Source organism: Micropruina sp. (genome assembly GCF_047607385.1).
Classification (GTDB): domain Bacteria; phylum Actinomycetota; class Actinomycetes; order Propionibacteriales; family Propionibacteriaceae; genus Micropruina.
The window spans coordinates 17,077-37,125 of sequence record NZ_JASGDE010000016.1 but is presented as its reverse complement, the minus strand read 5'-3'; the positions used below and the strand labels follow the sequence as shown (position 1 = coordinate 37,125).

The 20,049-nt window shown below is 70.7% G+C and carries 13 protein-coding genes and 1 pseudogene; 3 read left to right on the top strand and 11 right to left on the bottom strand.

Features of this window, described 5'->3' with window-relative positions:
- The 4 genes from QM582_RS01190 to QM582_RS01175 form a co-directional block, all read right to left on the bottom strand.
- Positions 1–1,770 (bottom strand): protein kinase domain-containing protein (locus QM582_RS01190; RefSeq protein ID WP_415081004.1); only part of this gene is annotated, 1,770 nt, incomplete at its 3' end.
- A gap of 253 nt (positions 1,771–2,023) precedes the next feature.
- A complete protein-coding gene (locus QM582_RS01185) occupies positions 2,024–3,442 on the bottom strand; it encodes an FtsX-like permease family protein (RefSeq protein ID WP_415081002.1) in 1,419 nt (472 codons plus the stop codon).
- A 1-nt stretch (position 3,443) separates the two neighbouring features.
- A complete protein-coding gene (locus QM582_RS01180; protein ID WP_415081000.1) occupies positions 3,444–4,241 on the bottom strand; it encodes an ABC transporter ATP-binding protein in 798 nt (265 codons plus the stop codon).
- Between the two features lie 122 nt (positions 4,242–4,363).
- Positions 4,364–5,062 carry a response regulator gene (locus QM582_RS01175; protein WP_415080998.1) on the bottom strand — a complete coding sequence of 233 codons (699 nt, stop codon included), beginning with the start codon at positions 5,060–5,062 and terminating at the stop codon, positions 4,364–4,366.
- A 144-nt stretch (positions 5,063–5,206) separates the two neighbouring features.
- On the opposite strand from QM582_RS01175, the gene QM582_RS01170 reads away from it, so the two are divergent.
- The 3 genes and pseudogenes from QM582_RS01170 to QM582_RS01160 form a co-directional block, all read left to right on the top strand.
- Entirely contained in the window at positions 5,207–5,365 is a 159-nt protein-coding gene (locus QM582_RS01170; protein WP_415080997.1) for a hypothetical protein, read from the top strand.
- Between the two features lie 5 nt (positions 5,366–5,370).
- Entirely contained in the window at positions 5,371–6,564 is a 1,194-nt protein-coding gene (locus QM582_RS01165; RefSeq protein WP_415080995.1) for a sensor histidine kinase, read from the top strand.
- 15 nt (positions 6,565–6,579) lie between these two features.
- Positions 6,580–8,517, top strand: a pseudogene (locus QM582_RS01160) (histidine kinase); the annotation flags it as partial.
- A gap of 450 nt (positions 8,518–8,967) precedes the next feature.
- Here the strand turns inward: QM582_RS01160 and QM582_RS01155 are convergent.
- From QM582_RS01155 to trpB, 7 genes are all read right to left on the bottom strand, one after another.
- Entirely contained in the window at positions 8,968–9,654 is a 687-nt protein-coding gene (locus QM582_RS01155) for a response regulator (protein WP_415080993.1), read from the bottom strand.
- A gap of 104 nt (positions 9,655–9,758) precedes the next feature.
- Positions 9,759–10,334, bottom strand: coding sequence for an SgcJ/EcaC family oxidoreductase (locus tag QM582_RS01150; RefSeq protein WP_415080991.1), 576 nt, complete (start codon positions 10,332–10,334; stop codon positions 9,759–9,761).
- 267 nt (positions 10,335–10,601) lie between these two features.
- Complete coding sequence (locus tag QM582_RS01145) at positions 10,602–12,074, bottom strand: glutamate synthase subunit beta (RefSeq protein ID WP_415080989.1); 1,473 nt, start codon at positions 12,072–12,074, stop codon at positions 10,602–10,604.
- Positions 12,067–16,587, bottom strand: coding sequence for a glutamate synthase large subunit (gltB, locus tag QM582_RS01140; protein ID WP_415080988.1), 4,521 nt, complete (start codon positions 16,585–16,587; stop codon positions 12,067–12,069). Before gltB ends, QM582_RS01145 begins: the two co-directional genes overlap by 8 nt.
- A gap of 326 nt (positions 16,588–16,913) precedes the next feature.
- Entirely contained in the window at positions 16,914–17,867 is a 954-nt protein-coding gene (lgt, locus tag QM582_RS01135; protein ID WP_415080986.1) for a prolipoprotein diacylglyceryl transferase, read from the bottom strand.
- A 67-nt stretch (positions 17,868–17,934) separates the two neighbouring features.
- Positions 17,935–18,756: a tryptophan synthase subunit alpha gene (gene trpA, locus QM582_RS01130; protein ID WP_415080984.1), complete on the bottom strand. Its 822-nt coding sequence runs from the start codon at positions 18,754–18,756 to the stop codon at positions 17,935–17,937.
- Entirely contained in the window at positions 18,753–19,991 is a 1,239-nt protein-coding gene (trpB, locus tag QM582_RS01125) for a tryptophan synthase subunit beta (RefSeq protein ID WP_415081006.1), read from the bottom strand. The genes trpA and trpB overlap by 4 nt, the downstream gene beginning before the upstream one ends.
- Between the last annotated feature and the right edge of the window lie 58 nt (positions 19,992–20,049).

Below are 20,049 nucleotides of genomic sequence, written 5' to 3'. Positions count from 1 at the left end.
GTCCTCGTGCCGGCCGGCGTCCGACAGCGCCAGGGCGATGCCGGCCAGGCCGGTCAGCAGGCCGGGCGTGGCCTCGGGTTCGGCCTCCGCCGCGGCCCGGGCCAGGGCGGCCAGGTCCTGCTCCGGCACCGGGCGGCCCAGCCGCAGCCGGGACCAGACCACGCCGGCCCGGCCGAAGCCGAAGCTCTCGGCGACGTCACCCTCCTGCAGGCAGTCACCCGGGAACGATCCGGTCGGCGAGTACTGCCGGGACCATTCGATGCCGGCGTCCAGTGCCCGGATCGCGGTCTCGGCGTCGGGCCGGGACGGCCACAGGCCGACGGTCTCCCGGGGCGACAGCAGATGGTGCTCGGGGTGCGGGAAGCGGGTCAGCACCTCGTCCAACTGGTCGGCGTTGGCGTCGCCGAACTCCAGCCGCACCCGGCGCATCGCCTCGTCCCAGAAAGCCGGGGCGATCACCTCGAGCTCCCAGTCGCTGATGTACATCAGCATGATCGAGCGGGACACCGCATACCAGTCGGCCTCCTCGGCGGTCAGCTCCTCGGGGCCGCAGAACTCGAAGACCCGGAAGCCGACGGCACGCTCGGCGTCGATCCGGGTGGCGTCCTCGAGGTCGAGGATCACCACGTCGTCGGATTCGGTGACGATCACATTGCCCGGGTGCAGGTCGCCGATGCACCAGCCGGCGGCGTGGATCCGCGCCACCGCGTCGATCAGCCCGCGGACGATGGTGATCGCCCGGGCGGCGAAGCTGCGCTTGCGTTCCCCGCCGTCGCGCACGTCGTAGGCGCTGTTCTGCACCACCCAGGACGACAGCGTGCGGCCCTCCACGTACTCCAGCTCCAGGTAGCGGTGCTCCCAGGCCTGGAAGGAGCCGATCAGCCGCTGCACGCCGGGGATGCCCTGGAGTTCGGTCAGGGTGGTCTCCTCGTCGCGCTGCCGGGTGATCGCGTCCCGGCCGCGGCCGTCCAGCCCGGTGTGCGGCCGGGCCTCGCGCAGCACCCGGCGGGTGCCGTCCGGCAGGGTCGCCTTGTACACCCCGCCGGCGTTGCTGAAGTGCAGCGCGGCGACCGCCTTGAAGTCCCGCAGCCGGGACTCGGTGCCCTGCCGGGAGCGCTCGTAGGCGGGCCGCAGGCACTCGGGCAGCTGCACCCCGTCCGGGATGACGAAGCGCGGCTTGCGGTCGTCCGCGGTCAGGGTCAGCGCCGGCCCGGAGACCACCGCCGACACCGGGTGGTCGCGCTGGTCGGGGAAGTTCAGCGCCAGGATGCCGCCGTAGCGGACGTACACCGGCGCCTCGCCGTAGCGCAGGTCGCTGAGGATGTAGGGGCCCTGCTGGCCGGCCAGCGCCTGCTCGAGCTCGGTGAGCAGCTCCGCCAGCTGCTCGTCGTCGTCGGGGTAGATGGTGACGAATTTGCCGGACGAGCCCCGGTCGGCCTGCTTGCCGTTGGTCTCGGCCAGGAACGACTCGGTGGGCAGGAATTTGAACGCCACCGCGTGCCGGACGCAGATCCGGGTGACCCGGCGGAGGGTTTCGACGGCACAGTCGACGGACGCCGAGACGTGGATCTTCCAGCCCTGCAGCCGGGGCCGCCAGTCCCGGGGCGTCCAGCCCTCCCAGACGGTCCACTGCTGCACCAGCCAGCCGGCGGGAAGCTCCTCGGCCTGCAGGCGTTCGTCGCGGCCGGCCGGCATTCCACGGCGGGCTCCGCTGGTGTAATACGGCGAATCGGGGCCGGTGGCCATGAAGTATTCCGGACGGACGCCCATGATTGAACTCCCTGCTTGGTGAGCTGAAGAAACGGAAAAGATGGTGCGAATCGGATTCGCCGGAATATCTTCCGCTGTCTTTATCAAACGCCGCCCGGGGGTTACCGGTCAATGCCGATCGGCGGGCCCTGACCCATGGTTAGCCGGGCCTGGCCGAAAGACGATACGGACGGGCTGCGAAAAAGCGCCGGTCGCGTCCGGGCGCGACTCGGCCCCGGTCGGTGAGACCGGGGCCGAGTCGCCGAGCCGGGACTTATTCGGCGGCAAGCCGGGCGACGACCCGGGGTTCGGGCAGCCGCAGCGCCTTGAGGGTGGGCAGGAAGGTGGCCGCGATCATGATCAGTCCGGTCCCGCCGACGCCGACGAACCAGGCCTCCGGGGGCAGCACGAACACCGGCACCAGGCCCGCGGCGCTGAACGAGAAGTTGTAGAAGCCCGCCATCAGGCCGACCGCGGCCAAGGCCGGGATCGTGGCCGTGATGGTGAGGATGATCGCCTCCAGCACCGGCAGCAGCCGGCGCTGCCCGGGGCTGGCCCCGGTGATGCCGACCAGGGCCAGCTCGGCGTCGCGTTGTTTGCTCATCATGAACAGGTTGCCGATGCCGCCGCACAGGGCGATCCCCAGCGCCGGGCCCAGCAGCGACAGGAAGGCGCCCATGCCGGCCTTGTCCAGGCGGACGGCACCCTCGCCGTACCCGCTGGCCGTGGTGGTGGCCAGCAGGGTCGGCCCGAGCGCCAGCAGCCCCAGCATCATGGCGATGGTGAACACGATCGGGACCACCGAGCGGGAGAACCGCGGCCCGCGGACGTAGATGTTCTTCCGGGCCAACTGCCAGATCGGATGGCGCACCGGGATCAGCGCCGTCCAGCCGCGCGCGATCGGGCTGATCAGCACCGGCGCCATCAGGGCGACCAGCACGGTGAACGCCACCAGCATCAGCACGCCCAGCTGCAGGAAGGTGCTGATCGTCTCGGAGTTGCGGAACTCCAGCATCGGGAAGACCGCCCCGAACACCAGGGCCAGCGCGATCACCCCCAGCCCGACGGCGATCCAGCGCAGCACCGTCATCCGTTGCGGGGGCGAGGCGGCGGCCTGCCGCAGCGCCTCGACCGGCGGGATCGCGGCGGCCCGGCGTGCCTGGCCCAGGCCGCCGAGCATCGCCACCCCGGTGCAGGCCACGTTGGCGAACGCCATCGCCGCCAGGTTGTAGACCGGTGCCGGCTGCTGGATCACGGTGTCGGCCTCGATGCCGGTGGTCAGGAAGTGCAGGTAGGGCTGCAGCGTGGCCACCGCGACGATGTCCGCGATCACCGCGGAGGCCAGCGAGACCGCGACCAGCTGGGACATCACCGATCGCACGATCTGGCCGGGATCGGCGCCGGCCACGGCCAGCCGGGCCAGGCTGCCGCGGCGGGTGTCCACCACCATGGTCGCGCTGGTGGCCACCACGGTCAGGCCGACGATGCCGGAGAAGACGAAATTGGTGATCGGCGTGAGGGTGAACTCGGCGCTGTCCTCCAGCACCAGCTGCCCGGCCCCGACCGCGGCCCAGCCCGAGGACAGCACCAGCGCCGAGACCACGAAGGACAGGTTGGTCGCCACGAAGGCCAGCGACACCCCAAGCCACGCCGACCAGGAGTCGCGGAGCTCCGCCAGGTAGACGCGCCGCATCTCAGGCTCCCTGCTGGGTGCTCAGCCCGGCCAGCGTCGCGGCGACCCGACCCACCGAGGCTCCGCGGAGCTCGTCGACCAGGAGGCCGTCGCGCATGAACAGGACGCGATCGCAGGCGGCCGCGACCTTGGGGTCGTGGGTGACCACCAGGACGCAGCGGCCGGGGGTGTGCGCACTACGCACCAGCTCGGCCAGGACCAGCTCTCCGGTGCGGGTGTCGAGGGCGCCGGTGGGTTCGTCGGCGAAGATCACCCGCGGCTGCTGGGCGAGCACCCGGGCCAGCGCGACGCGCTGCTGCTCGCCGCCGGACATCGACGGCGGACGGGCCTGGGCCCGGTCGGTCAGGCCGACCGCGGCGAGGGTGTCCCGGATCAGCTCCGCCGGCGGCCTCTTGCCGCCCAGCGTGTAGGGCAGCTCCACGTTCTCGGTGGCGGTCAGGGTCGGGATCAGGTTGTAGGACTGGAACACGAACCCCAGCTCCGCGCGCCGCATCCGGGCCAGGTCGGCGCGGGACAGCGAGGCCAGCGGACGACCGCCGATCGCCACGAAGCCGTCCGAGGGCAGCTCCAATCCGGCCAGGCAGTAGAGCAGGGTGGATTTGCCCGAGCCGGACGGGCCCATCACCGCGACGATCTCCTGCTCCTGCACCTGCAGCGAGACGCCGTGCAGGATCTCCACGGTCTCCTTGCCGGCCTGGTACGCCTTGCGGACGTCCTGGGCGGCGATCGGTGCCGTGCTGGTGTGCGGGGTGGCTCCCGCTGCGGGAGCCAGGACGGTTGTCCCGGGGGTGGTGTGCATCTGCGGTACTCCTTTGACAGCTGAGGTGCGGACCGAGGGATGTGCCCGTGCCTTGGACTGAATCACGCCGCCGGGCGGTGTTCAACGATTCAGCCGCCGGTCTGGCCGAAGGTTAAGCGGCCTCACCGTGCGATGAATTGGGCCTCGATGGTGGGGGTCAGGTGGGGATTCACAATGTTGAGCTGGATCGCCTTGACCAGAATCTGGGTGCGGGATTTCACACCCAGCTTGTCGCCGATGTGCGACAGGTACTGCTTCACCGAACCTTCCGAGACGTACATCTGGCGTCCGATCTGGAAATTGGTCATTCCCTGGGTGAGCCAGCCGAGCAACTCCACCTCGCGGGCGGTCAGCCCGACGTCGGCGGGTTGACCGGCGGTGCCGGCCTCGCCGGTGACCGAGGAGACCAGTTGCCTCCGGATCGACGACGACAGCGGCATGTCGCCGCACAACGCCTGGTGCATGGCGGCGATCAGCTGGCCGGCGCCGGCGTCCTTGAGCAGATAGCCGGAGGCCCCGGCGCGCAGCGCGGCGACGATGTAGTCCCGGGTGCCGAAGGTGGTCAGTGCGACGACGCAGGCCCCGGGCCAGCGGGAGCAGATCCGCCGGGTGCCCTCGATCCCGGAGACGCCGGGCATCTGCAGGTCCATCAGCACGATGGCGGGCTGGAGGACGGCATAGGAGTCGACGGCCTCGGCGCCGTCACGGGCCTCGCCGACCAGGGCGAAGTCGTCGCGATCGGCGAAGAACGAACGATAGGCCTCGCGAACCAGGGCATCGTCGTCGACGATCAGGACGCGGGTGTGGACTGGGGTTGTCATGGTGTTCATCCTGCGGCCCGTCCGGGCGAGCGGGTCAGTTCACCAATGGCCAGACCTGTCCCGGATTGCCCATTCGTCAATGTCCGGCGCAGCAACCTGACGGCAACGATGACGATCGCCGAGTCACTACGAAGAGGTAATCCGATGTTCAAACGTTACGTGGTCTGCTGTGTGGCCGCCTTCATGCTGGTCTTCGCCCAACCCGCCGTCGTGGCCCAGGCGGCCACCGAAACCACGCACAGCGCAGCGCGGCCAACCTCGTGGTTCTGCTTCTGGGTCCCCGGCAGTTGCGTCCCCAGGTGATGCGCATGTCCACCGCACCGATGAGCATTGGCGAGCAGACCGGAGTCGTGACCGTGCGACGACTCCGGGCCTTGGCCGGCGCCGATCAGTTGCGCCTGCTGGGCACCGCCCTGCTGGTCTTCCTGCTGTTCGACTTCGTCCGGTTGACCGTCTTCGATCCCCCGACCGACGCCGAGGTTCCGCTGGTCGTGATGGACGCGCTGGCCTACCTGGCGATGATGATCGCGCTGTGGCGTCCCCGGCTCGGGCTGGGCATCGCCGCCATCCCGCTGGCGGTCGCGCTGTTCTGGACGTCCACCGGCATGGACGCATTGCTGCTCACCGTGGTGCCCGCCCTGGCCCTGGCCCAGCTGGACCGCCGCAGCGCGGGCTGGGTCAGCCTGGCACTGGCCGGCTACGTCGGCGTCCGGGTGCTGGTCTATGCCGGCGACCAGCGGGGCCTGCTGGCGCTCACCCTCGGCGCCAGCCTGGCGGGGGGCGCTGCCCTCGGCTGGGTCGCGCTGGTGATCCGGGAGCGTCGCGAGCGGGCGGCCCTCTCGGCCGCCCGGCGGGCCGCCGAGAACGCCCGGATCAGGGCCGAGGAACGCCGGACGCTGTCGCGGGAACTGCACGACGTGGTGACCCATCAGCTGTCCACGGCGGCGCTGCAGCTGATGAGCGCACGGACGAGCGCCGACCCGGCCGTGCTGGCCAGGGTACTGTCGGTGGTGGACCGTGCCACGGCGGAGGCGCTCAACGAACTCCGGCTGCTCGCCGACGTCCTGCGGGACGACCCGGCCACCTCCGCGTCCGGCACTGAGATCCGGGAGTTGAGCGAGCGGGTTCCGCCGACGCGGAGCGCCGCGGCGGCCGAGTTGGCCCTGGTCGAGCACGGTTTCGAACCGGAGATCCGGGTGCCCGCGGCGGCCGACGACGTCGAGATGACCGTGCAGCGCACCCTCTCCCGGGTGATCGACGAGGCGGTCGCGAACGTGATCCGGCACGCTCCGCCGAAGAGCCGGTGCATCGTCGACGTGCGAATCACCGATCAGCACGCCAGCGTGGAGGTGCGCAATCCGGTGCCGTCCGGAATGACGGCGCCACCCCCGGGTCGCGGTCTCCGTGGCCTGGCCGCGCGGATATCGTTGACCGGCGGCAGTTTCACCGCCGATGTCGCCGACGCGGAATGGTTGGTGCTGGCCCAGTTCCCGCGCCATTGACGTCCGGGATGTGGCATGACTCCGACGCAGGAAATCCGTGAGCGTTCTCCTCAGGATTCCGTTGCCACTAGACTGACCGAGGTCTGTCTACCTCGGGGGCGGTCGATGCGGACACCTTCCGGAATTGCACCTACCGGCGGCCGGCGCGGCCTGCCGCGACTGTCGCTCGTCGCATTCCAGGGCTTGGTCGTGATCGTGGTGGTGGGCGATTTCATCGACACCGTGTTGCGCGACGATGTGGCGGGGTGGCACCTGGTGCTCGCCGTCCTCTCCGTGGCTGCGCCGATCACCGCCCTGCGCTACCCGCTGGCCGGCGTGGCCCTGGGCGCGGTGCCCGTGGTCTCGATCCTCCTGGTGCCGAGTGCCGCTTTCGGCGCCTTACCACTGGTGGTGACCACCATCGCGGTGGTGGCGAGCCGTTCCCGGCGGACCTCGGCCATCGTGGTCGGCGGCTACGCGGCGGTGCTGCTGCTCGACCTGGTGCTGGGCACATCGCCGCAGCGTTTCGCTTTCTACCTGCTGACGCTGGCCGGTGCGCTGGGGGTCGGGCTGGCCGTCCGGGCCCAGTATCGTCGTTCGCGCGCGGCGGCGGCGCGGATCGTGTCGCTGGAGGAGCGGATCGACCGGGTCCGCGGCGACGAGCGCGCCACCCTGGCCCGCGAGCTGTCCGACCTGCTGGTGGACGACCTGGACGCGTACGGCGAACTGCTCACCCGGGCGGAGGTGCGCTCCGACCCGGGCGCCTTGGCCGATGCCCTGGCCCGCACCCAGGCTGCCAGCCAGACCGCCCTGAGCCGGCTGCGCGAACTGGTCGCCGCGCTGCGCGGCGGCGAACCGGACGAGCCGGTCGATGCCGCCGGCTACCTGGAGACGGTGCTGGAGGAATCCGAGGACGAATTGGTGGGCCGCGGTCACGCCGTCGAACTGGAGCTGCCGGACAGCCTCGACGGCGTCGGCCTCCGGACGGCCGACCTGGTCCGTGCCGCGCTGCGCGAAGCCGTCGACCACGTCCGGACCTGTGCGACGCCGGGCAGCAGTTGCGAGCTCACCCTGACCCGGACCGCGGCAGCGACCGTGCTCCGATTCGGCCATGACATCCGGCTCGGCAGCGCCGGATCGGACGCCGGCGAGCCGGCGGTCGCCGAGGAGATCCGCGAACTCGGCGGCAGCTGGGATGCGGAACCCGCCGACGGTCGCTGGACGCTTCAGGTCGTGGTGCCGGTGCGCACCCCGTCGGTGGCGGCGCCGCGGGTTCGGGCCGGATGGGCGACCTGGCTGCGTCCGGAGGCGGGCCGGTTCGCGCTCACCGCAGCCTCGGTGGCCGGCGTGCTCACCGCGCTGGTGCACACCGTGACGGCCGCGGCCGCCGGTGAGGCGTCCTGGCCGCTGCACGTCTGCTGGGCGGTGGTTCTCGTCGGGGTCGGGATGGCCGGCTGGTGGCCGGTTCCGGCCGCCGTGGCGATGATCGTGGGCGCGATCGGGGCGCTCCCCTGGTACCAGTCGTTGCCGTTCTGGCAACCCGGACATCTGGCCGCCGTGGCACTGGCCGTCGTCGCCACCGCCCGGCGACCGCGCTCACTGCCGTATCTTCTGGTCGCCTGGGTCGGCTACCTGCTGCTGGCGGTTCGAGGCGGTCTGAGCGTCGAGAGCGCACCTGCGTTCGCGCTGCCGTTCGTGGGAGCGCTGGCCGGTCTGGGGCTGCATCACTTCCAGCAGGTGCGCAGCACGCAGCTCGCGGCGCTGGCCTGGCTGCGGCGGGAGGCCGCCTCGGCTCGTGAGCAGGAGCGCCGGCAGCTGGCCGGGGAGTTGCACGACATCGTGGCCCACCAGCTGTCGTTGATGTCGATGCAGATCATGGCGCACCGCAGTGCGGATCTGGCCGGACTGCAGCGCACCGCGGCGCAGGTGGCGGAACTCAATCGCGGTGCCAAGGCAGACCTCGGCACCCTGGTCCGGCTGCTTCAGGACGAGCCGGTCAAGGTGCCGGCCACGACCACCGCCGAGTCCGACTGGGCGACGCCGACGCGGCTGGCCGAAGGAGTGTCGGCCTCGTTGACCGAGGCCGGGCACCGGGTCCGGCTGGTCGTCGATCCGGACGCGGACGACTGCGACCCGACCACCCGCCGCACATTGGCCCGCATCCTGCGGGAAGCCACGACCAATATGCTGCGCTACGCGCCCCCGGCGTCCGACTGCAGCATCGAGATCGCCGTGCACGCCGACACGGTGGAGATCGTGATCACCAGCCCGCTGGGAAGCGACACCCCGACCGACCCGCATTCCACCGGCTGGGGGCTGCTCGGACTCACCGAGCGCGCGCATCTGACCGGCGGCCGGTTCCAGGCCGGACCGGACGGCGACCGGTGGCGGGTGTCGGCCAGCCTGCCGCGCCGGCTGCAGGAGTCAGCCCGGACGGTTCCCCATCGACGGCAGCGTGGTCGGGTCGACGATGCCGAGATGGATCGCCCGCACCAGGACCTGGATCCGCGAGGTGACCCCGAGCTTTCCCGCGATCCGGGTCAGATACTGCTTGACTGAGCCCTCGGACAGCAGCATCCGGCGTCCGATCTGGCGATTGGTCAGGCCATGTGCGAGCCAGGCCACCAGTTCCACCTCGCGCGGGGTGAGATCGTCGGCCGGAGCCGTCCGCGGCGGCTCGTCGGCGGTCACCAGGGACGCCACCAGCTCCCGGCGGACCGCCGAGGACAGCGGCATCTCACCGGCCAGCGCCCCCTGGATCGCGGCCAGCAGTGCCGGTCCCCCGGTCCCCTTCAGCAGATAGCCGGACGCCCCGGCGCGCAGCGCGGCCACCACGTAGTCACGGGTTCCGAAGGTGGTCAGCGCCACCACCCGGGAGGACGGCCAGCGCTCGGTGATCGCCCGGATCGCGTCGATGCCGGAGGTGCCGGGCATCTGCAGGTCCATCAGCACCAGGTCGGGGTTCAGCTCGCGGTACGCGTCGATGGCCTCGGCGCCGTCGTGTGCCTCACCGACCAGTTGCACCTCGGGGCGTCCGGCGAAGAACGACCGGTACGCCTCGCGTACCTGGGCATCGTCGTCGGCGACGAGGATCCGGACGGGGGTGGTCACAGCGGCAGCCTATCGAGCGACGGCACGCGGCAGCGAGAGCCCGGCTCACCAGCGCCTCCGGAGGTGACGCAGGTAGGCGGAATCGGTCGGCGGCGCGCCGGCGGTCAGTCGTCGACGAGTTCGGACGCGGCCAGCTCGGCCGGAGTCGGACCCTTGATGTAGCTGGCCGCGCTGATCGTGCCGCCGCGGGAGATGTTGGTGTCGGCGGCCGGCGCGATGTCGGTGTTCTGGCAGCTGACCCCGAGCCAGGTGCCGTCCTCCAGCTTCACCAGGGTGGCGCTGAGCACGCCGCGGCGCGCGTCGAGCGACTCGCCCTCGGGATCGACCTGGCCGGAGATCTGCCAGCGGGCGATGACCACCGCCGCGTCGTCGCCGAGGAAGCGCTGGTGTGCCTCCAGCAGTTCCAGCGAGGCGCCCACGAAGGCGTTGTCGAAGCCGAACTTCTGGGCCTTGACGATCGAGCGGCGTCCGGTCCAGCGCAGCCCGACCACGTTGATGAAGTCGGCGTCCTCGACGAACAGCCGGCCGAGCGCCTCGGCGTCCTTGGCGTCCCAGGCCCGGACATATTCCCTGATCAGGTCCAGCGGGGAGTTCAGCGGCGGATCCGCCGGCGTCCGATTGGGGAAGGGCAGGTACGTCAGCGCCTTGGCACGCTTCAGCATCTTCTTCAGCTTGGCCACCGGGGGCCTCCTACTCCGAAGGGGGAAAGGCAAGCGTTGCGGGTCGGGCCGGTCCGGTCAAGACCGGCGGCGGACCGAAAGAACCGCCCGCTGTTCCACTGGTACCACCAGTGAGACGAGGGGGACGGTTCCTTTCGTCCCACTGGTGCTACCAATGAGACGAAAAGAACCGTCCCCGGCGTCCCACAGGTACTACCAGTGGGACGAAAGGAACCGTCCCCAGCGTCCCACCGGCGGAGTGTCCCGCCGATGGGCTCGGCCGGCGACTCAGACCATCAGCGGGCGCTCGGTGGGCAGGATCGGTTTCGGCAGCCGGGAACTGCCCTGCAGGTAGGCGTCCACGCCGTTGGCGCAGGAGCGGCCCTCGGCGATCGCCCAGACGATCAGCGACTGGCCGCGTCCGGCATCCCCGGCGACGAAGACGCCCGGCACCGAGGTGGCGTAGTTCTCGTCCCGGGCGACGTTTCCGCGCGGGTCGAGATCGACGCCGAGCTGCTCCACCAGGCCGGCCTTCTCCGGGCCGACGAAGCCCATCGCCAGCAGCACCAGGTCGGCGGGCAGCTCCCGCTCGGTGCCCGGCACCGGCTCGAAGCGTCCGTTGCTGAACGCCACCTCCGACAGCCGCAGCGTGGTCACCTTGCCGTCGGCGTCGCCGACGAACTCGCTGGTCGACACCGAGTAGACCCGCTCGCCGGCCTCCTCGTGGGCCGAGGAGACCCGGAAGATCATCGGGTAGGTCGGCCACGGCTGGTTGGCCGGGCGCTGCTCCGGCGGCATCGGCAGGATCTCCAGCTGGGTCACCGAGGCGGCGCCCTGGCGGATGGACGTGCCCAGGCAGTCGGCGCCGGTGTCGCCGCCGCCGATGATCACCACGTGCTTGCCGGTGGCGGTGATCTGATCGGGAACCTCCTCGCCGAGCGCGGCCCGGTTGGCCTGCGGCAGGAATTCCATCGCCTGATGGATGCCGTTCAGCTCCCGGCCCGGCACCGGCAGGTCCCGCGGCACGGTCGAGCCGATCGCCAGCACCACCGCGTCGAACCGGTCCAGCAGCTGCTCGCCGGTCAGGTCGCCCTCGGCGCCGATCCGGCGTCCGGTCTTGAACACCGTGCCCTCCAGCCGCATCTGCCGCAGCCGGCGGTCCAGGACGGCCTTCTCCATCTTGAACTCGGGGATGCCGTAGCGCAGCAGGCCGCCGATGGCGTCCGCCCGCTCGTACACCACCACGGTGTGCCCGGCCCGGGTCAACTGCTGCGCGGCGGCCAGGCCGGACGGCCCGGAACCGATCACCGCGACCGTCTTGCCGGTGTGCCATTCCGGGGTGACCGCGGTCACCCGGCGGTCGTTCCAGGCCCGATCGATGATCGCCACCTCGACGTTCTTGATGGTCACCGGGTCACGGTTGATGCCGACCACGCAGGCCGTCTCACAGGGTGCCGGGCAGAGCCGTCCGGTGAACTCGGGGAAGTTGTTGGTGGCGTGCAGCCGGTCGGTGGCGCCGCGCCAGTCGTCACGCCAGACCAGGTCGTTCCACTCCGGGATCAGGTTGCCCAACGGGCACCCGGAGTGGCAGAACGGGATACCGCAGTCCATGCAGCGTCCGGCCTGCTTGGTGATGATCGGCAGCACCGCCTTGCCGGGCGAACCGGGGTACACCTCGTTCCAGTCGTGCACCCGCTCCGCGACCGGACGGCGCTCGGCCACCTCGCGCGGGGTGGTGATAAAACCTCTGGGGTCAGCCATGCGCGGCCTCCATCATCATCGCGGTGGTTGCCTCTTCATCCAGTCCGGCCTGCTCGGCCTCGGCCCGGGCGGCCACCACCCGGGCGTAGTCACGCGGCATCACGGTGGTGAACCGGGAGGCCAGGTCATCGGTGGCCAGCAGTCGCTCGGCGACCGCCGAGCCGGTCTCTTCGCGGTGCTTGACCAGCAGTTGCCGGACTCGGGCCAGGTCGGCCTCGGTCGGCTCCAGCGGATCCACCATCTCGGTGTTCAGCCGGCTGCGGTCCAGGTCGAGCACGTAGGCGACACCGCCGGACATGCCGGCCGCGAAGTTGCGTCCGGTGCCGCCGATGATCAGCGCCTCGCCACCGGTCATGTACTCGCAGCCGTGGTCGCCCACCCCTTCGACGACGGCGGTGGCACCCGAGTTGCGGACGCAGAACCGCTCGCCCACCTTGCCCCGGATGAACAGCTCACCGGAGGTGGCGCCGTAGCCGATCACGTTGCCGGCGATGATGTGCTCCTCGGCGACGAACGCGGCGTCCTCGGACGGACGGACGGTGAGCCGTCCCCCGGAGAGACCCTTGCCGAAGTAGTCGTTGGTGTCGCCGACCAGCCGCAGCGTCACGCCGGCCGGCAGGAACGCACCGAAGCTCTGCCCGGCGGTGCCGCGCAGGGTCAGGTCGATGGTGTTCTCCGGCAGGCCCTTGCCGCGGGTCGCCTTGGTCACCTCGTGACCCAGGATGGTGCCCACCGTGCGGTCCACGTTGCGCACCGTCAGGTCGGCCCGGACGAGTTCGCCGCGGGTCAGCGCAGGCTGGGCCAGCTCGATCAGCTTCATGTCGAGCTTGGTGTCCAGGCCGTGATCCTGAACGGTGACCCGGTGCAGCGGGCCGTCGGTGTCCACCCAGTGCAGGATCGGCTCCAGGTCGAGACCCTTGGCCTTCCAGTGGTCGACGGCCTTGCGCGCCTGCAGCACCTCGACGTGGCCGACCGCCTCCTCGATGGAGCGGAAGCCCAGCGACGCCAGGATCTCGCGCACCTCCTCGGCGATGAACTCGAAGAAGTTCACCACGAACTCGGGCTTGCCGCTGAACTTGGCCCGCAGCTCCGGGTTCTGGGTGGCCACCCCGACCGGGCAGGTGTCCAGGTGACAGACCCGCATCATCACGCAGCCGGAGACCACCAGCGGAGCGGTGGCGAAGCCGAACTCCTCGGCACCCAGCAGGGCGCCGATCACCACGTCCCGGCCGGTCTTCAGCTGGCCGTCCACCTGCACCACGATCCGGTCGCGCAGGCCGTTCAGCAGCAGCGTCTGCTGGGTCTCGGCCAGGCCGAGCTCCCAGGGTCCGCCGGCATGCTTGAGCGAGGTCAGCGGCGCCGCGCCGGTGCCGCCGTCGTGCCCGGAGATCAGCACCACGTCCGCCTTCGCCTTGGAGACGCCGGCCGCGACGGTGCCGACACCGACCTCGGCGACCAGCTTGACGTGCACCCGGGCGACCGGGTTGGCGCACTTCAGGTCGTGGATCAGCTGCTTGAGATCCTCGATCGAGTAGATGTCGTGGTGCGGCGGCGGGCTGATCAGCCCGACGCCGGGCGTGGAGTGCCGGGTGGTGGCCACCCACGGGTAGACCTTCTGGCCGGGCAGCTGGCCGCCCTCGCCGGGCTTGGCGCCCTGGGCCATCTTGATCTGGATGTCGGTGGCGTTGGTCAGGTAGTCGGACGTCACCCCGAACCGTCCGGACGCCACCTGCTTGATCGCCGAGCGCCGCTCCGGATCGTAGAGCCGGTCGACGTCCTCGCCGCCCTCGCCGGTGTTCGACTTGGCGCCCAGCCGGTTCATCGCGATGGCCAGCGTCTCGTGCGCCTCGCGCGAGATGGAGCCGTACGACATGGCGCCGGTGGAGAACCGCTTGACGATCTCGCTGACCGGCTCGACCTGTTCGATCGGCACCGGCTTGCGGTCGGACGCGAACTCGAGCAGCCCGCGCAGCGTCATCAGCCGCTTGGCCTGGTCGTTCACCCGGTCGGTGTACGCCTTGAAGATGTCGTAGCGCTTGGACCGGGTGGCGTGCTGCAGCCGGAACACCGTCTCCGGGTCGAACAGATGCGGCTCGCCCTCGCGACGCCACTGGTACTCGCCGCCCACGTTCAGGGTGCGGTGCGGCAGCGTGATCCGGTCCGGCGGGTAGGCAACCGCGTGCCTGGCGGCGATGCCCTGGGCGATCTCGTCCAGGCCGATGCCCTCCACCCGGCTGGTGGTGCCGGTGAAGTAGGCGTCGACGAACTCGGAACTCAGGCCGAGCGCCTCGAAGATCTGCGCGCCGGTGTAGGAGGCGATGGTGGAGACGCCCATCTTGGACATCACCTTCAGCACGCCCTTGCCGAGCGCCTTGCGGACGTTGGCGACGGCCTTCTCCGGCTCCACCTTGACCAGCCACTCGCGGCGGGCCAGGTCTTCGGCGGATTCGAAGGCCAGGTACGGGTTGACCGCGGCCGCTCCGTAGCCGATCAGCAGCGCCAGGTGGTGCACCTCGCGGACGTCGCCGGCCTCGACGATCAGGCCGACCTGGCTGCGCTTCTTCTCGCGCACCAGGTGATGGTGCACCGCCGCGGTGAGCAGCAGGGACGGGATCGGCGCCAGGTCGGCGTTGGAGTGCCGGTCGGACAGGATGATCGTCCGGCAGCCCCGCTCGATGGAGTTGGTGACCTCCTGGCAGAGCGCGTCCAGGGTGGCCTTCAACCCGAGGGCGCCCTCCTCCACCGGGTAGAGCCCGCGCACCACGTGGGTGTCGTAGGCCGGGTTGGAGCCGTCCCGGTTGATCCGCACCAGCTTGGCCAGCTGATCGGAATCGAGCACCGGGTAGCCGATCACGATGTGCTTGCAGGAGTCCGGCCCGGGCTGCAGCAGATTGCCCTCCGGCCCGAAGGTGGAACTCAGCGAGGTGACCAGCTCTTCGCGGATGGCGTCCAGCGGCGGGTTGGTGACCTGGGCGAACAGCTGGGCGAAGTAGTCGAACAGCAGCCGGGGACGCTGGCTCAGCACCGCCAGCGGGGTGTCGGTGCCCATCGATCCGATCGGCTCGGCCCCGCTGTTGGCCATCGGGGCCAGGATCAGCTTCAGCTCTTCGTGGGTGTAGCCGAAGACCTGCTGGCGGCGCAGCACCGAGGCGGCGCTGTGCACCACGTGCTGCCGCTCCGGCAGGTCGTCGAGGTCGACCCGGCCTCGCTCCAGCCACTCGCCGTAGGGCTGCTCGGCGGCCAGCGACGATTTGATCTCGTCGTCGTCGATCAGCCGGTGCTCGGCCAGGTCGACCAGCAGCATCCGTCCCGGCTGCAGCCGGCCCTTGGCGATCACCTTGCTCTGCGGCAGGTCGATCACGCCGGACTCGGAGGCGAACACCACCAGGCCGTCGTCGGAGACCCAGTAGCGGCCCGGACGCAGCCCGTTGCGGTCCAGGGTGGCGCCGATCAGGGTGCCGTCGGTGAAGCAGACCGCGGCGGGCCCGTCCCAGGGCTCCATCAGCGAGGAGTGGAAGGAGTAGAAGTCCCGGCGGGCCGGGTCCATCTCGGCGTTGTTCTCCCACGGCTCCGGGATCATCATCATCACCGCGTGCGGCAGCGACCGGCCGCCCAGGTGCAGCAGTTCCAGCACCTCGTCGAAGGACGCCGAGTCGGAGCCGCCCGGAGTGCAGATCGGGAACAGCCGCTCCAGGTCGCCGGGGATGTTGTCGGTGGCCAGCAGCGCCTCCCGGGCCCGCATCCAGTTGCGGTTGCCCTTGACCGTGTTGATCTCGCCGTTGTGCGCGATCAGCCGGTACGGGTGGCTGAGCTCCCAGGCCGGGAAGGTGTTGGTGGAGAACCGGGAGTGCACCAGCGCCAGCGCCGAGGCGATCCGCTCGTCGGTCAGGTCGGGGAACACCTCGGCCAGCTGCTGGGTGGTCAGCATGCCCTTGTAGACCGTGGTCCGGGCGGACAGCGAGGCGAAGTAGACCGCGGCCTCGTTGCGGGCCCGCTGCCGCAGCGGGTAGGCCAGCCGGTCCAGCTCGATGCCGGTCTCGCCGTTCGGGGAGGCCAGGAACAGCTGCTCGAAGACCGGCATCGCCTCCCGCGAGATCGGGCTCAGCGTGGAGTCGTCGGTGGGCACCGCGCGCCAGCCGAGGACGTCCAGGCCCTCCTCGACGGCGATGTACTCGATGGTGCGCTTGACCCGGGCCCGCTTCACCGGGGAGGTCGGCAGGAACGCCATGCCCATCGCATAGCCGCCCGCCGCGGGCAGGTCGAAGTCGGCGACGGCGCGGAGGAAGGCGTCCGGCACCTGCAGCAGCATGCCGGCACCGTCACCGGCCGCGGCGTCGGCGCCGGTGGCGCCGCGATGGTCCAAATTCTCCAGAGCGGTCAGGCCCTTGGCCACGATGTCGTGGCTGGCCTCCCCGCTGAGCTGGGCGACGAACGCCACGCCACAGGCGTCGTGCTCGAAGGAGGGGTCGTACAGGCCTTGCGGGGATCTGGCGGGCATGGACGTTTCAGCCATAGGGCGTTCTCCTCATCTTCCGGGTGCACAGGGCCGCAGCCGGGGTGCGAAAAGCGTCCGCCGCCCGGCGTCGACGCTGCACGCCTGCGCAGCATACAGACGCCAACGTTTCGGCGAGGTTACGAACGCTTGCATCGTGGACCGGCGGGACGCTCCCCGCCGGCCCGGTACTCTGCCGAAAAGTCTGTCGCGACGCGTCCGGAAACACGCCGGTTGCGCGAAATTCTAGCGCCGCAAGCCGATGGCTCGTGGGCTGTGATTGTTCGTTCCGGTAGGTGACCGACGATCGGCGGCGGCAGGCCGGATGTCGCGGCCAGGGTCGGGCCTCAGCTGTTCGACGACTCCGTCGTGACCGGTGGGGCTTCCTCGTCCTCGGCCGGCGCGTCCTCCTTGGGCTCGTCCGTTGCCGCGGTGACCGGTTCCTCGTCCTCGCTATCGGACGCCGGCGCGTCCGGTGGGACGAGGTGGACGCTCGGCTCGCGTCCGGGACGGTTCTTGACCAGCCAGACCAGCAGGCCGACGCCGGCCAAGCAGATCAGCCCGGCGACGGCCTGGTTGAACCGGATCGGGCCGAAGGTGTCGTAGGAGAAGTCCAGCCGGATGCCCTCGGTGAAGAACCGGCCGAAGCCGTAGAGCGCGATGTAGAGGGCGAAGACCTTGCCCCGGCCCAGCCGGAAGCGCCGGTCGGCCCCGATCAGGACCAGCGCCACCAGCAGGTTCCACAGCGATTCGTAGGCGAAGGTGGGGTGGAAGGTGGCGTACTGCTCGTAGCCGGCGACCCGGTGCGCGGGATCGATCTCCAAGCCCCAGGGCAGGTCGGTGGGCAGCCCGTACAGCTCCTGGTTGAACCAGTTGCCGAACCGGCCCAGCGCCTGACCGACCGCGATGCCGGGCGCCAGCGAATCGGCCAGGGAACTGAACCGGACGCCGAACCGGCGGCACATCAGCCAGGCGGCCAGCGCTCCGGCGCCGATCGCGCCGTAGATGGCGATGCCGCCCTCCCAGATCCGCAGCGCGCTCCACGGGTCGATGCCGGGCGCGAAGTAGTCGCCCAGGTGGGTCAGCACGTGGTAGACGCGGGCGCCGACGATGCCGACCGGGATCGCCACCAGCACGATCGTCTCGAACTGCTCCGGGGCGCCGCCGCGGGCCTGCCAGCGCCGGTTGCCGATCACCCACGCCGCGACCATGCCGGTGATCAGGCACAACGCGTAGATGTGCAGGAAGAACGGACCGATCTGCCAGCCGCTGACCGGCGGGGAGGGAATCGACAACAGCACCCGCCCATCCTGCCTCATCGGGCCAGGCCGCTCTCCCCCGGCCCGAACGGCGACCCCAGCCTGAGGGCTAGCGTCGGACGCCGGCCACCAGGTCGGCGAGCAGCGCGGTCAGGCCACTGCGGTCACCGGGCGTCCCGGCATCGTCGGCGGCCAGCATCAGCTTGACGAACGCCGAACCCACGATCGCGGCGTCGGCGAAGCCGACCACGTCCGCGGCCTGGTCGCCGGTGGAGATGCCCAGCCCGACGCCGACCAGGGTCTCCGGTGCCAGCGCCCGGATGCGGGCCACCAGTTCCGGCGCGGCCGAGGACGTCTGGGCGCGGGTGCCGGTCACCCCCATCACCGCGGTGGCGTACATCCAGCCCCGGCAGGCGTCGGCGGTGGACACGATCCGCTCATCGGTGGACGACGGAGAGACCAGGAAGATCCGGTCCAGCCCGTGCGCGTCGGACGCCTCGAACCAGTCGGACGCCTCGTCCGGCACCAGGTCGGGGGTGATCAGCCCGGCTCCCCCGGCGGCGGCCAGGTCGCGGGCGAAGGCGTCCACGCCGTAGCGGTCGACCAGGTTCCAGTAGGTCATCACCACCGGCGTGGTGCCGGTGTTCGCCACGGTCTCGACGGCGGCGAAGACGTCCTTGGTGCGGACGCCGCGCTCCAGCGCCCGAGTGCCGGCGCGCTGGATCACCACCCCGTCCATCACCGGATCGGAGTACGGCAGGCCGATCTCGATCAGGTCGGCGCCGGGCTGGTCGCCGTCGCCGCACAGGGTGCGCAGCACGTCCAGCGAACCCGGCACGTCCGGGTAGCCGACCGGGTAGTAGGCCACCAGCGCCTTGCGGCCCTGGTCGATGGCGCGCTGCAGGGCCAGGCCCGAGATGCCCGCGTTCACTGTTCCCCTCCCACGCTGGCATCGGCCGAGCCGTCCAGCCCGAACCACTTGATTGCCGTGTCCACGTCCTTGTCGCCGCGTCCGGAGACGCAGACCACGATGATCGGCCGGGCGTCCGGGTACTTGGCGGCCACCCGCTGGCCCAGCCGGATGGTGCCGGCCAGCGCGTGCGCCGACTCGATGGCCGGCATGATGCCCTCGGTCTGGGTGAGCAGCTTGAAGGCCTCCATCGCCTCGGTGTCGGTGACCGGCTCGTAGCTCGCCCGCCCGGTCTTGGCCAGCCAGGAGTGCTCGGGGCCGACACCCGGGTAGTCCAGTCCGGCCGAGATGGAGTGTGACTCCAGGGTCTGGCCGTCCTCGTTCTGCAGGATGTAGGTGCGCATGCCGTGCAGCACGCCCACCGAGCCGCCGTAGATCGCGGACGCGTGCCGTCCGGTCTCCACCCCGTCGCCGCCGGCCTCGAAGCCGTACAGGGCGACGGTCGGGTCGTCGATGAAGTCGGCGAAGATGCCCATCGCGTTCGAGCCGCCGCCGACGCAGGCGGTGACCGCGTCGGGCAGGCGTCCGTAGCGTTCCAGCACCTGTGCCTTGGCCTCGGTGGAGATCACCCGCTGCAGCTCCCGGACCATCTTCGGGAACGGGTGCGGGCCGGCCACGGTGCCGATCAGGTAATGGGTGTCGTCGACCCGGGCGACCCATTCGCGCATCGCATCGTTCATCGCGTCTTTGAGCGTCTGACTACCGGATTCGACGGCGATCACCTCGGCGCCGAGCAGCTGCATCCGGGCCACGTTGAGAGCCTGCCGGTCGGTGTCGACCTTGCCCATGTAGACCCGGCACTCCAGGCCGAGCAGCGCGGCGGCGGTCGCGGTGGCCACACCGTGCTGGCCGGCGCCGGTCTCGGCGATCACCCGGGTCTTGCCCATCCGCTTGGTCAGCAGGGCCTGGCCCAGCACGTTGTTGATCTTGTGCGAACCGGTGTGGTTCAGGTCCTCGCGCTTGAGCAGCACGATCGCGTTGCCGCAGTGCTCGGCGAACCGCTTGGCCTCGGTCAGCGGGGTCGGGCGTCCGGAGTAGTTGCGGCGCAGATCGTCGAGCTCGCGCCAGAAGGTCGGATCGCCCATCGCGTTGTCGAACTCGGCCTCCAGTTGGGCGAGTGCGGCGTACAGCGCCTCGGGGACGTACTTGCCCCCGAAGATGTCGTAATGCCCCGCGGCATCGGGTAGCGACACGATCGATCCTCGGTTCTTGATGGGTTGCGGACGCCCCACTCTACGACCTGCCGCCGGGCCC

Excerpts from the sequence above, each read along its gene's own strand:
- QM582_RS01185 (WP_415081002.1), bottom strand. The coding sequence starts at position 3,442 with ATGCGGCGCGTCTACCTGGCGGAGCTCCGCGACTCCTGGTCGGCGTGG.
- QM582_RS01180 (WP_415081000.1), bottom strand. The coding sequence starts at position 4,241 with ATGCACACCACCCCCGGGACAACCGTCCTGGCTCCCGCAGCGGGAGCC.
- QM582_RS01175 (WP_415080998.1), bottom strand. The coding sequence starts at position 5,062 with ATGACAACCCCAGTCCACACCCGCGTCCTGATCGTCGACGACGATGCC.
- QM582_RS01170 (WP_415080997.1), top strand. The coding sequence starts at position 5,207 with ATGTTCAAACGTTACGTGGTCTGCTGTGTGGCCGCCTTCATGCTGGTC.
- QM582_RS01165 (WP_415080995.1), top strand. The coding sequence starts at position 5,371 with ATGTCCACCGCACCGATGAGCATTGGCGAGCAGACCGGAGTCGTGACC.
- QM582_RS01145 (WP_415080989.1), bottom strand. The coding sequence starts at position 12,074 with ATGGCTGACCCCAGAGGTTTTATCACCACCCCGCGCGAGGTGGCCGAG.
- gltB (WP_415080988.1), bottom strand. The coding sequence starts at position 16,587 with ATGGCTGAAACGTCCATGCCCGCCAGATCCCCGCAAGGCCTGTACGAC.